The organism is Neosynechococcus sphagnicola sy1 (assembly GCF_000775285.1).
GTDB lineage: Bacteria > Cyanobacteriota > Cyanobacteriia > Neosynechococcales > Neosynechococcaceae > Neosynechococcus > Neosynechococcus sphagnicola.
Genome location: NZ_JJML01000002.1, coordinates 1 through 12,570, shown reverse-complemented (window position 1 = coordinate 12,570; position 12,570 = coordinate 1). Strand labels below are relative to the sequence as shown.

Annotated in this window: 13 protein-coding genes; all 13 read left to right on the top strand. The window is 46.2% G+C overall.

The genetic code is table 11. The annotated features are described in order from the left end of the window. Positions 1-230: 230 nt before the first annotated feature. Positions 231-572 carry a hypothetical protein gene (locus tag DO97_RS00755; RefSeq protein WP_204368410.1) on the top strand — a complete coding sequence of 114 codons (342 nt, stop codon included), beginning with the start codon at positions 231-233 and terminating at the stop codon, positions 570-572. Between the two features lie 284 nt (positions 573-856). Beyond that, positions 857-1,138, top strand: coding sequence for a type II toxin-antitoxin system RelE/ParE family toxin (locus DO97_RS00750; protein ID WP_036530409.1), 282 nt, complete (start codon positions 857-859; stop codon positions 1,136-1,138). 12 nt (positions 1,139-1,150) lie between these two features. Then, the gene (locus tag DO97_RS00745) at positions 1,151-1,447 is read left to right on the top strand and encodes a HigA family addiction module antitoxin (protein ID WP_036530408.1); all 297 of its coding nucleotides are present in this window, start codon (positions 1,151-1,153) and stop codon (positions 1,445-1,447) included. Positions 1,448-1,497: 50 nt separating this feature from the next. After that, positions 1,498-1,653, top strand: coding sequence for a hypothetical protein (locus tag DO97_RS23525; protein ID WP_156120373.1), 156 nt, complete (start codon positions 1,498-1,500; stop codon positions 1,651-1,653). A gap of 350 nt (positions 1,654-2,003) precedes the next feature. Then, positions 2,004-2,441 (top strand): LexA family protein, encoded by a 438-nt coding sequence (locus DO97_RS00740; protein WP_036530405.1) that lies wholly within the window; start codon positions 2,004-2,006, stop codon positions 2,439-2,441. A gap of 6 nt (positions 2,442-2,447) precedes the next feature. After that, positions 2,448-3,698: a Y-family DNA polymerase gene (locus DO97_RS00735; protein ID WP_036530404.1), complete on the top strand. Its 1,251-nt coding sequence runs from the start codon at positions 2,448-2,450 to the stop codon at positions 3,696-3,698. A 674-nt stretch (positions 3,699-4,372) separates the two neighbouring features. After that, positions 4,373-5,152 carry a hypothetical protein gene (locus tag DO97_RS23520; RefSeq protein WP_156120372.1) on the top strand — a complete coding sequence of 260 codons (780 nt, stop codon included), beginning with the start codon at positions 4,373-4,375 and terminating at the stop codon, positions 5,150-5,152. Between the two features lie 416 nt (positions 5,153-5,568). Continuing rightward, complete coding sequence (locus tag DO97_RS00730) at positions 5,569-6,615, top strand: ATP-binding protein (protein ID WP_036530401.1); 1,047 nt, start codon at positions 5,569-5,571, stop codon at positions 6,613-6,615. Beyond that, positions 6,608-9,241 carry a S8 family peptidase gene (locus DO97_RS00725; protein WP_036530400.1) on the top strand — a complete coding sequence of 878 codons (2,634 nt, stop codon included), beginning with the start codon at positions 6,608-6,610 and terminating at the stop codon, positions 9,239-9,241. Before DO97_RS00730 ends, DO97_RS00725 begins: the two co-directional genes overlap by 8 nt. Positions 9,242-9,452: 211 nt before the next feature. Continuing rightward, positions 9,453-10,412: a DNA cytosine methyltransferase gene (locus tag DO97_RS00720; protein WP_036530398.1), complete on the top strand. Its 960-nt coding sequence runs from the start codon at positions 9,453-9,455 to the stop codon at positions 10,410-10,412. A 77-nt stretch (positions 10,413-10,489) separates the two neighbouring features. After that, positions 10,490-11,020, top strand: a complete 531-nt coding sequence (locus tag DO97_RS00715) for an HNH endonuclease (protein WP_081980580.1) — start codon at positions 10,490-10,492, stop codon at positions 11,018-11,020. A gap of 150 nt (positions 11,021-11,170) precedes the next feature. Next, on the top strand, positions 11,171-11,677 hold the full coding sequence (locus DO97_RS00710; RefSeq protein ID WP_162182912.1) for a DUF2726 domain-containing protein: 507 nt from the start codon (positions 11,171-11,173) through the stop codon (positions 11,675-11,677). Continuing rightward, a partial coding sequence (locus DO97_RS00705) for an IS5 family transposase (RefSeq protein ID WP_036530391.1) occupies positions 11,650-12,570 on the top strand: 921 nt, incomplete at its 3' end. The genes DO97_RS00710 and DO97_RS00705, both read left to right, overlap by 28 nt.

Sequence of the window (12,570 nt, the reverse complement as noted above, 5' to 3'; positions counted from 1 at the left end):
AATCTGCCCAGCTGCTCGATGAAGCGGAAATCTTGCGGATTCCGTTGCACTTCACCTCATTGTCGTCCTGGCACTGGTCTCTGGATTTGTGATGATGAGCTATAGCCCAAGTTCTATAGGGTTCCAGACAGAAACGTTGAAAGTGGATGCATAACTTTACATTTTTAGATAATTGCCCCCATGATCAGCCGAAATAGCCGATTGTTCAAGATGCGGTTGATCCAATGCACATGCAGCATATTTTGACGATTTACAAGTCTCGCTGCCCTGCGTTGAGCAACACCACGCACCACAACCCCGGTCAAGCGTTGGCAGAGTCTCTGCTGGTTTGGTTAACGGATGGAGCACCGATGCCGGAGTCTGGTCAAAGTAAGTGCGATGGTCAAAGACCGCTCTTCGAGCATCGGGTTCGAGCAGCGCGGGAAGCAACGGGATTGGATACCGATTCGGTTAAAACGTTGATGCAGAGTTACTTTAGCCGCACTAGTCCCAAGCAGTTAACCTCTGAGCAGGTGGATGAGCTGATTGGGTTGATCCAAAATCTTGGGAATCATCATGTTGGGGTGAGTTGACACCGGAGCCGGGTAGTTTGCCCGGTTTCGCCATACCCTTACCCCCCTTCTCTCTCTTACTCTCCCCGGCTGGAACGTAGTGGAAGCCATTGCGGAGCAAAGACCCCAAGCGTAGGCGCATCAATGGAGCGGAGCGGAATTGATAGGATGCCGAAGCGGTCTTTGCGTAGCTTTGAAATGGCTCGGATCGCCGCAGGCAACAGCATTCCTCCTGCACCTACGCGCACCCTAGTCAGGTGATAATCACATTTAACGTTATTAACGTTAGGCGTTAGTATATTATCATGGCGATCAAGAGCTTCAAGTGCAAGGACACCGAGGCCCTCTTCGCTGGCAAGCGTGTAGGTCGTTGGGTTAACGTCGAGCGTCCGGCTCTGCGAAAACTTGAGCAGCTTAATTGGTCGTCTGTCTTGGAAGATCTACGCGTACCACCTGGCAATCGACTCGAAGCCTTGAAAGGTGATAGGAAAGGTCAGCACAGCATCCGCATCAATGATCAATGGCGCGTGTGCTTTGTGTGGACTTCCGAAGGCGCGAAAGACGTGGAGATCGTTGACTACCATTGAACGAGGTTGACCATGCGCACTGTTCCCCCTGTTTCTCCGGGCGAAATGCTGGAAGAAGAGTTTCTGAAGCCACTCGGTCTTACGAAGTATCGTCTTGCTAAGGATATCGGTGTGCCAGCTCAGCGCATAGGCGATATCGTCGCTGGCAAGCGTGCGATCACTGCTGATACTGACCTCCGGTTATGTCGCTACTTTGGACTTAGCGATGGTTGGTGGCTTCGTGGTCAGACGAACTACGATCTTGCAATTGCGCGTGAATCTATGGGTGAAGTGCTGGCTCGAATCTCTCGTTGCAAGCTACTGGTGTAACTGCAAGCCAAACAGTCAACCCAACAGTTAGGTTGACACCTGGGGGATTGGTGACTAGCAATCGGTACATCTGCACCCCAAAGCACCATGTACCTGAACCCCCATCAACCAACACCCACCACAACCCCGGTCAAGCGTTGGCAGAGTCTCTGCTGGCTTGGTTAACGGATGGAGCACCGATGCCGGAGTCTGGTCAAAATAAGTGAGATCGGGTTCGAGCAGCACGGGAAGCAACGGGGCTAGATACCGATTCGGTTAAAACGTTGATGCAGAATTACTTTAGCCGCACCAGTCCCAAGCAGTTAACCTCTGAGCAGGTGGATGAGCTGATTGGGTTGATCCAAAATCTTGGGAATCATCATCATGTTGGGCCTCCAGCTTCAAGCCCTAGGGGAAGATCCCCCAGACCCAGGTAATTACAAAAGGATGAATCATGGGCGGATTTCTAGATTTTTCCGTGATGCTAAAAAATACGCCGCAATGGCCTTTGTTCGCCAGATGCTATAGCCATTGAATTTGATGTGATAAAGTCCAGAGTGGTTTTACCCTACCCCCTATGGATTCTAAACTCATTGTTGAGCAGGTTTTCTCACCAGATCGCTCAACCGTCTGTGCCTTACCGCTGTACATGACTCCGGTGACGGCTGGCTTCCCCTCCCCGGCAGAGGACTACATCGAAGGCAGGCTTGATCTAAATCAGTATCTGATTAAGCATCCTGCTGCTACCTTTTTCGTGCGGGTAAGTGGCGATTCCATGAAGGGAGCGGGGATTCATCCTGGCGATCTGCTGGTGGTAGACCGCGCCCTAGAGCCAACGGAGGGGCGGATTATTATTGCGGTGGTCAATGGTGAATTGACCGTCAAACGACTCAGACGACGTAAAGGCAGACTATTTCTGATCCCGGATAATCAGAACTACCCGGATCTGGAAATTGATGAGGCTATGGACTTCCAGGTCTGGGGGGTGGTAACCAATGTGATCCATCCCCTCTAACCCTGCATGTTTGCTCTGGTAGATTGCAACAATTTCTATGTCTCCTGCGAACGGGTGTTTAACCCAAAGCTATGGGGACAGCCAGTGGTAGTACTGTCGAATAACGACGGGTGCGTGGTGGCAAGATCCCCTGAGGCGAAAGCCCTGGGCATCAAGATGGGGGTGCCAGTCTTTCAGATTCAACCCTTGATTCAGAAGCATCAGATCCAGGTGTTTTCTTCCAATTACGCCCTCTATGGCGATATGTCCCAGCGAGTAATGATGCTGTTGGAACAGTTTGCACCCGAAATGGAAATTTACTCCATTGATGAGGCATTTCTGGACTTACCTTTTAGGCACCGTGACCTGACGGCTTATGGACAGGAAATCCGACGTAAGATTTTGCAGTGGACTGGAATTCCGGTATCCGTTGGAATCGGCTGTACCAAGTCCCTGGCAAAGATTGCTAATCGAGTCGCCAAGAAATCCTCCACCGCCAATGGCGTATTTGATATCTCCTCCTGCTCAGATCCCGATGAGGTTCTGGCAGCAACGGAGGTTGAGGACATTTGGGGCATTGGTCGGCGCTATAGCAAATGGCTGCGTTCTGTGGGCATTGAAACCGCATTTCAACTGCGAGATAGCGACCCAGCTTTGATTCGCCAGAAAATGGGGGTTGTGGGCATCCGTTTGCTTCAAGAGTTGCAGGGAGAATCCTGTCTGCCACTAGATTTATGCCCAATGCCCAAACAGGAAACCTGTGTCTCTCGTTCGTTTGGTCGCCCGATTGAGACTTTGCCTGAACTTAAAGAAGCGATCGCCCTTTATACTTCCAAAGCCGCTGAGAAACTCCGACGACAGCAGCAGGCGGCGACTATCCTGATGGTGTTTGCTCGTACCAGTCTGTTTCAGGAGCATCCCTACTCCAATTCCACAACCTTGACCCTGCCCGTAGTTACCAACCTCACACCGGAACTACTGGGCTTTGCCTTGCAGGGGGCAGAAGTTGTGTATTGCCCTGGGCAACGCTACAAAAAAGCCGGGGTTATGATGATGGGTTTAGTACCGGAGCATCAGCGACAGATGGGGCTCTTTGACTCCCTGGATCGAGAACGGCACCAGAAGTTAATGCAGGTGATTGACCGCCTTAATAACCAGATGGGAGCCGGAACTCTCCAGTATGGGGCTGTGGGACTCAAAACCGCATGGCGGCTGCAGGCAAATCGGCGTTCTCCCCAGTACACTACCCGCTGGCAAGATCTGCCCCTCATCAACTAAGCCTGAACGATGTGATTTTTTAGTGGCAATTTTCAGAGCAAGGGCCTTAATGGGGTGAGTTGACACTGGAGCCGGGTAGTTTGCCCGGTTTCGCCATACCCTTACCCCCCTTCTCTCCCCGGCTGGAGCGTAGTGTAGGATGCCGAAGCGGTCTTTGCGTAGCTCTGGAATGGCTCGGATCGCCGCAGGCAACAGCTCAACCTGATTCAGCTTCTGGCTGGTTGAGCAGCGCATTTGGGTAGAGCGGGAAGCACGACTTGTTGCACAATTGGATCATAGAACTAGAGTGATGAATAAAACCCCATTTTTGTTAGTTATGATGGCATTCTGACGATATATACTCATAAAATTGCCGCTAATAATTCTCGAAATGCTTTGTAAGTAAAGATTTCAGTGGTTAACTATTGAGTTTCTATATTTCAATTTTCCATATATATTCTATTCAGGGGAGGCATGATAAAATCCCTGAAATACTTGATGTATCAAGATGCACCGCAAATAATGGGCATAAATCATGGGGTTACTTAGATCTCAAAATGGGATCTAAGTATTAGTTCGACCGCAAGGTTACTGGTTGAGACGGTTCATTAAGTTTATCTGTTGGTCTTCAGTATCAAGGTACTGTGAGGCTAGCAGTAGGGCAGTATTCAAGCTTGTTCGTGGGAAGATAGTAGGTGATTGATCAGTTAACGGAAACTCAGGAAGAACAGATATCGTTATATCGGCAGAAATGGCAAAGAATTGCCCTGATCCCAGCACCTACTGACCGTTTACTTGCAAGAACGGCAGTTCAATCTGTTTATACAATCCTAAATTTATCTACGCCAGAAATCTTATTTCGAGCTAGTCCTTGTGCAGCAATAGGAACTGTTACATCATCTCAGTTCGGTAACTCCGTGACTAAAGCTATCAAAAATTATTACAAGCAATCACTCCTCAAACAAGTTACCAGCCAACTTAGCTACCGTCTTTATCAAGAATTGCACAGAAGACTTTGGTGGGTGATGCACACTAAGGTACTGCCCATTGAATTCGCAAACCAAGTGTTACTATACCCTTTGATCAAACCCTTACCGCGATCGCAACGTAATAAACTGAAAAATTGTGTCAAGCCTGAACTATGGATGTTACATGGAGCTTTACTAGATTTTTGCATTTCGGTTCTTTGTTGTGAGCATAGCCTGGCTGATTGGCAAGCGTTTCAGTTATTGACTCAACATTGTGGTTGGATTTATCCATATAGAAAGGTTTGTATGATTTGCGATCGCCCCTCTCAATTCAGTTTCAAGCTCAACTCATCCTCGTCCTCATACTTAGATTTAGATTTAAGGATGGTATCAATCATGTATAACGATGGTAGTAATTTGCATCATCTTTACGATGTCTCGAAAGATTGGTTGCTGATGCGTTTAGCGAAGCAGAATATGTTGGTCAATTATTACACCGATAGGTAAGCGTTGCAGTCGAACAAGTCGATGAAGCGGACAGTTGGAAGATCTAGGTGGAGTTGCCATGACCATCTGCTGCCGCTTATCTTAGTCGTTGGGCGATCGCTCGCGGGGCTCGCCTGCTCGCCCAATGGGGCGCGAGACTTCATCGAGTTTGTTATACCTCCAATCTTCAGCTCGCAATCTGCCCAACTACTCGATGAAGCAGAATCCTTCGGATTCCGTTGCACTTCACTCCTTGGTCGTCCGATGCTTCCGCATCGTTCAAGTCGGAGTTCCGCTTATCTCGCGCCCCATTAGACATCGTTGCCAACCCCCAAACCTTAGAGAGCATATTTTAATTTTGTGAAGTTTTCATAAGATTTCAGGAGGTTTAGGTATCGTAAGAGTAGAACAAGTGGCTGTGGGCGACAGGTCAAAGAATGAAGGGAGAGGTGCTAAAGCGTTTATTTCGTGCTGTTGCCAGTGATGATTCACAGGCGATACAGAGTATGCTGTCCGTTGTTGTAGAAGAAGAACGCAAGTTAGGGCATATCAACCTTGCTGATCAATTGGAAAGCATTCTCCGAAAAAGCACCCGTCTTACTAAATCTGAAAATCCATCAACAGTTCCTCATAAAGGCAGTCCTGCAACGACTTCAGAAGACACTGCATCTAAAGTACCTGATGCAAGACCGCTCACACTCTTATCAAGTAAGCACAGGTTTAATCATCCGTTCATTGTTACTATTCCTCGTGATAGTTTGCGGCATCATATGATCCTCTCTGATGCTGTTGAAACACGATTCCGTCGTGTTGAGCGGGAATATGCTGCTCGTGATCGGCTTGCTCATCATGGTTTGCGATACCGTCAAAAGATCTTACTTTATGGATCTCCGGGTTGCGGCAAAACTATGGGAGCCGAACGTATTGCTTGGAATACCGGATTATCTTTAGTCAAGGTTCGCTTTGATGCAATGGTGTCCTCCTACTTAGGAGAAACTGCTACTAACTTACGTGAAGTATTTGAAACTGCTGCTTCATCTCCTTGTTTGCTTTTTATTGATGAATGTGACGCACTAGCCAAATCCCGTGAAGATAGCCAAGAGGTTGGTGAGATTAAGCGTGTAGTCAATACATTTCTTCAACTACTTGACGAGTATGAAGCCTCAAATGGCTTACTTGTGGCAGCAACTAATTTAACCAAATTTCTTGATGAAGCTGTTTGGCGAAGGTTTGATGATGCTATTGAAGTACCAAAACCAACAGAATCAGAAATTGAAGCTATTCTTAAACAAACACTCTCCTCTGTTGAAGTTGGTTCAATCGATTGGAACTTAGTTGTTCAGAAAATGGTGAATTTTTCGGCTGCACAAGTTGTCAGGGTTTCTCAGGATGCTGCAAAACGAGCCATCCTAGATCGAGAAGAGTTAGTTATTCAAGAACATTTAGAAGAGTCAATTCAAGACGTTTTAGCTTCTCATGCCTGATAGCTCGGAACAATTTCCTCACATTTCACTTCGCCTAGTCAAAGAAGGGATAGCCTCTGCTCCACCAGGTGGTGGTGGCAGAGTTTCTGCAACTACCTTGGCTAATAGGGGAGATGCAGGCGGGCATGGTAACAAGCTGAAATCCTCAATTGATCTTATCGCCATAAACTGGCAAGAGGAGAAGAAAAGACGTGAGGAAGAGGGCAAACCTGAATTGCCAGATGCAGTATCCTTCATACTACAAGTAGATCCTGATTTATTTGATGCAGATGCTTTAAAGAGTTTTGGAATTGAGGTCGTTGCAGATTTAGAACAGGGTTATATTATTGGAGCTTCAGCCGACACAGAGCTTTCAGAACTTAGAAAGAAGATTGAGCAATTTATTAACTCTCAGAGGGGCGGAGGTAAAGTTCCAGAAATTTGGCAGATCTTAGAAGGAACTCAACGCCCAGAGTATATTCTTTCTGACAACCTTAAAGCTGAATGGGATCGAATTCTGGAGCAACAGGAGTATATTGCAGATATTGGTGTTGCCTGCATAAACGTACAAGAGCAATATTCAAGATGCCCTAAACGTAAGGAAAATGAGAGTAACGAAAAATATCAGCAACGAGTAAATAGATGGTTAGGCAAGCACAATTTGTCTCCTGAGGAATGGGATGACTTATATTCAGAACGTACGAACCAACTCCAAAAATTTATCAACCAGTATAATGGCGAAATCCTGAGAAATATAGCTGGTGAAGAAATAGGCATTTCACGGCTGCCAGATAGTTTCTCTTGCCGCATTCGGATTCTTGGAAAAGGATTAAAAGATCTTGTTCTCAATTTTCCGTATATTTTTGATGTCAGTGAACCCGATGAATTTAGTCTTCCTTCAGTGATACCCAATGGGTCTGAATCTGATCGGGAACTATTTATACTAGAACCTCCCGATCCTAACGCGCCCAAAGTTTGCGTAATCGATAGTGGTATTCAGGAACTTCATCCTAAATTACGGGCTGCAATCGATTCCCATCATTCCAAATCATGGGTGCCCGGAGAACTTGATATGACTGCTGACTATGTTCGAGGAGGTGGGCATGGTACTAGAGTTGCTGGTGCTGTTCTTTACCCTCGTGGGATTCTTCCAACAGGTCGTCAGCAAGCGATATGTTGGATTCAAAACGCTAGGATTCTTGATGGTAGCAATCAGCTACCTAAAAAACTATTTCCTCCTGAAGTGCTGGAAGAAATTGTGAGATTTTACCATCACCACACTAGAACTCGTATTTTTAATCACTCAGTTGCAGGAATCTCTCCTTGTCGAACTCAATCCATGACTCCTTGGGCAGCCGCAATAGATAAGCTGGCTTGGGAAAAAGATGTTTTATTCATTGTCGCTGCGGGCAACATTGAGGCGAATGCAAGCTTTGTTACTCGACCATCCATTTCCGCACATATGCAAGCTGGGCGGATCTATCCAAATTATCTATTAGCCCCCTCTGCACGAGTCGCGAACCCTGCCCAAAGTTTTCAAGCATTGACGGTAGGTTCGGTTGCTCACATTGCTTATCAGAATCCTCCACTTAAATCAATAGCAGAAGCAGGCTTTCCTTCTTCATTTTCTTGTTCAGGATTAGGAATTTGGAGCACTATCAAACCAGAAGTAGTAGAGTACGGAGGAGACTATGTAATTGACTCACCTACCTCACCAAGTTTCACCAAACCAGAGTCCGTTTGTCCTGAGCTAGTGCGATCCACACTTTATGGGGGTAAAGCTGTCAGCTCTGACGCTGTTGGCACTTCCTTTGCTGCCCCAAAAGTAACTCATATTGCAGCCACTTTAGCAGCGACATTTCCCCAAGAGAGTACTTTGTTATATCGTGCGCTCATTGTCCAATCAGCACGTCTACCCACTTGGACAAATGAGTCAGTTGTAAAACTCTATCAAGGAATTAGAACAATGGGCTATGGAATCCCCGATCTTGATAGAGCCTTGGGTAATTCTCTCAATCGTATAACTTTGAAAACTCAAGGTAGTGAAATTATCCGCGCTCGGCAAGCCAAAGTTTATCAAGTCCAAATACCAGAAGTTCTTTTAAGGGAAGGTGAAGGCTTTGATATTTTGATTGAAATTACTCTGTCCTACGTCGCTGAACCTCGCCGTACTCGTCGGCATCGGAGAAAATATTTATCAACATGGCTTGATTGGACATGCAGTAAAAAAGGAGAAGATCCTCAAAAGTTTTTAGACAGGGTACTCCAGGAATACAATGAAGCCCCAGAAGATGCTGACGAAGGTGAAGGTTTATTTCGTTGGACTCTTGGTAAGAGACAATTCAGACCTAATGGTGATGATCAGCGAAAACCAAAAGGAATTGATGGAATCGTGAAAGAGGTTTCCAGAAGTACAGGAACCGTGCAGAAAGACTGGGCAATAGTGCAGTCTTATGATTTGCGTGAGGGTTTCTGTGTCGCGGTGGTTGGGCATGAAGGGTGGAATAATGATCCAGAAGCAACTGTTCCCTACTCTTTAGTTGTCAGTTTTGAGGCTATCAACTCAGAAATTGCAATTTATGATGCGTTTGTTCAGATTCAGCAACCTCTACAAGTACAGCAGGAAGTACGTTTGAGTGTTTCCTAAAGTAATATCAATTTTCCTGCTATGATGCACAGCTAAAACGATGTCTAACAACCGTGTTGCAGCGGACGGAACAGAGGTTATCGGTGAGATGCGAGGGTTACTAGCCGCCGCTGAACACGACCGTTAGGTGTCCGTAGCTCTCTATCCCTTTGTCCAAGTCCTTTCCACGTAAGCTTGTACTACAATCTGTGAGATGGTCGAGGGAACTGCAATGGCTCAAGTGACATGCTTAGAAATCTGCGCTGGTGCTGGTGGTCAAGCTTTAGGACTAGAGCAGAGTGGCTTTGAGCCTCAAGCACTGGTTGAGATTGATAGTGTCTGTTGTAATACTCTCAGGCTTAATCGACCTCACTGGAACATTGTAGAAGGCGATCTTAGAGAATTTGAAGGCAAATCATTCACAGGTGTTGATTTGCTAGCAGGTGGCGTACCTTGTCCACCATTTTCAAAAGCAGGCAAGCAACTAGGCAAAGAAGATGACCGCGATCTTTTTCCCGAAGCGTTGAGGTTAGTAGATGAATGCAAGCCTCGTGCTGTCATGCTAGAAAACGTTCGAGGATTTTTGGATGCTGTTTTTGAAGACTACCGAGTCAACTTAAAGCGACAGCTCGAAAAGATGGGATATATAGCTGATTGGAGGTTGCTGAATGCCTCTGATTTTGGTGTGTCGCAACTAAGACCTCGTGTTGTGATAGTAGCCATACGACAAGATTTAGCAGGCAATTTCTCATGGCCTCAATCTTACGGCCAAAATCCACCCACTGTCGGAGAGCTTTTATACAAACAAATGGCATCTCGCGGATGGAAAGGCGTTGATAAGTGGAAACAGCAAGCTGATGATATTGCCCCTACGATTGTAGGAGGTTCTAAGAAGCATGGTGGACCTGACTTAGGCCCTACTCGTGCTAAGCGAGCTTGGGCAAGTTTGGGTGTGGATGGTATGGGAGTTGCCAACGAGCCACCTGGTAAGGATTTTGTGGGAATGCCCAAGCTGACAGTAGAAATGGTTGCTAAAATTCAAGGTTTTCCTGATGACTGGCATTTCACTGGTAAAAAGACACCAGCATACCGCCAAGTGGGGAATGCCTTTCCGCCACCCGTAGCTCACGCTGTCGCACAAGAAGTCTTTAACTGCTTAACATCCAAAAAGATATTTGCAATTGCCAGTTGAAAGAATGAATTATGCCAGAAAGGAAAGGCGCAAGGGCAAAACTCAGAGAACACTTTCTTAACAACATCGGCAGAGTCATGGACTCTGATGAACTTAGGGAGGTGGCTGGAGGTATCACAGAATGGGCAAGGCGAGTAAGAGAACTGCGGTCAGAAGAAGGGTATCAAATTCAAACTCATAACGATAGAGGCGATCTAAGACCTGGGCAATACATTCTTGAAGATCCTAAGCCAATCCCCGCTTTTGAAAGAGCAATTTCCAAGGAGACTCGTGCTTACGTTCTCGATAGAAATGGATTTACGTGTCAGATGTGTGGTGCTGTAGCAGGAGAGTCACATCCCTATGATCTCACAAGAAAGACACGGTTGCATATTGGGCATATAGTGGACAAGTCCCAAGGAGGGACTGACGATCCATCCAATCTCCGTGCGATTTGCTCTGTGTGTAATGAAGGTGCTTCAAATTTAACTTTGGAAAGACCTTCAAACCTAAAACTTCTAGCACAGGTTAGACGAGCTAAAGGAAGTGATCAAATTGAGCTTCTTAAGTGGCTTGTTCGGAAGTATCCAAAACAAACTAAAGAGTTCCTGGGCGAAGAAGACACCTAACACTGCGTTGGTGCGGACGGGACAGAGGTTATCGGTGAGCGTTCGAGGTTATCTGCCGCCGCACAACTTCACCGTTAGGCCGCAAAGCCAAAGCAATTAGGTTTTCAAATGGATAGACGACGAAAATTACTAGTTAACAGTTATGAGAAGTTGGCTGATGAACTAATTACCAAAGCAGTCATCCCCTATGGTGCAAGAGTTTGTCCTAAGGTTGGTCTAAAAGATATTCTTGATATTTCTAATTCAGGGATTGGCAAACAAGAATATTCCTATGCACTCAAGGCTCATATTGATTTCTGTGTTATCAATAGCGATGATTATGTTGAATTTGGTGTTGAAATAGATGAAAAGCACCATCTATCTAATCCAGAAGATATTAGCAAGGATAAACTAAAGAATGAATTATGCTCTAAACTGGGCTTGCCTTTACTACGTATTAGCAATAAATCTCTTAAAAGAATCAAAAAGCTTGAACTTATAGCTTGGTTGGTATCTTACTACTTTGCTTTTAGAGAATTATCAAAAAACAAGACGAACTTAGGGGCACCTCGAAAAATTCAGTCAAAGCTGTCTCACATCAAGGAAACAATGAGATCATTGAGCATTAGACTAGTCATCCATTCACAGCTATGGGACAACAAAGCCTTTGGGATCTAGAGCAGCGTTATGAAATCCTAGCCCAGAAACAAGACATCCTGATTCGTCTAGACAGCATTATCCCTTGGCAAGAGTTTCGCCCCATCCTGGAGCAAATTCACGACAAACCTCGCAAAAGCAACGCCGGACGCAAACCCACCGATGTCTTGCTGCTGTTCAAGATGTTGATATTGCAGCAGTTGTACAACATCAGCGACGAATCCTTAGAGTACCAAATCAACGACCGCCTATCGTTCATGCGCTTTCTCCATCTAGGGATTGAAGAGCGCGTTCCCGATGCCACAACCGTGTGGTTATTTCGTCAGCAATTGACATCGCAGCAGTTAATCGAACCCTTGTTCGAGCAGTTTGATGGCTATCTCAGGAGCCATGGTTATCAAGCCGAAGGGGGTCAAATCATGGATGCCACCTTAGTTCCCGTGCCCAAACAGCGCAATAGTCGTGACGAGAACAAGCAGATCAAGAGCGGTGAGACTCCTACTACATGGCAAGATAAGCCCCATAAACTGGCGCAAAAAGACACTGAAGCACGTTGGACAAAGAAGAATGGCAGCAGCCACTTTGGCTATAAAGACCACATCAGCATCGATAGAGTTCATGGCTTTATTCGTCGCTATGCCGTCAGCGATGCTGCCGTCCATGATTCTAAGATGGTGGGTTCGCTATTGGACTTTGATAATAGTGGGGATCAGGTCTGGGCGGATAGTGCCTACCGCAGTGAAGTGATTGAGACGGTTTTAGAGTTACTCACGTATGAGAGTCAGATTCATGAGCGTGGCTATCGCAATCACCCACTAACAGAACAGCAGCAGGAGTCTAACCGAGAGAAGTCTCAAATTCGTGCCCAAGTAGAGCATGTTTTCGGGAGTTGGGTGATGGAGTTGGGGGGTAAG

Bases quoted from the DNA above. Each gene is read 5' to 3' on its own strand.
- DO97_RS00755 (WP_204368410.1), top strand. From the start codon at position 231: ATGCAGCATATTTTGACGATTTACAAGTCTCGCTGCCCTGCGTTGAGC.
- DO97_RS00715 (WP_081980580.1), top strand. From the start codon at position 10,490: ATGGACTCTGATGAACTTAGGGAGGTGGCTGGAGGTATCACAGAATGG.
- DO97_RS00750 (WP_036530409.1), top strand. From the start codon at position 857: ATGGCGATCAAGAGCTTCAAGTGCAAGGACACCGAGGCCCTCTTCGCT.
- DO97_RS00745 (WP_036530408.1), top strand. From the start codon at position 1,151: ATGCGCACTGTTCCCCCTGTTTCTCCGGGCGAAATGCTGGAAGAAGAG.
- DO97_RS00720 (WP_036530398.1), top strand. From the start codon at position 9,453: ATGGCTCAAGTGACATGCTTAGAAATCTGCGCTGGTGCTGGTGGTCAA.
- DO97_RS00740 (WP_036530405.1), top strand. From the start codon at position 2,004: ATGGATTCTAAACTCATTGTTGAGCAGGTTTTCTCACCAGATCGCTCA.
- DO97_RS00725 (WP_036530400.1), top strand. From the start codon at position 6,608: ATGCCTGATAGCTCGGAACAATTTCCTCACATTTCACTTCGCCTAGTC.
- DO97_RS00735 (WP_036530404.1), top strand. From the start codon at position 2,448: ATGTTTGCTCTGGTAGATTGCAACAATTTCTATGTCTCCTGCGAACGG.
- DO97_RS00730 (WP_036530401.1), top strand. From the start codon at position 5,569: ATGAAGGGAGAGGTGCTAAAGCGTTTATTTCGTGCTGTTGCCAGTGAT.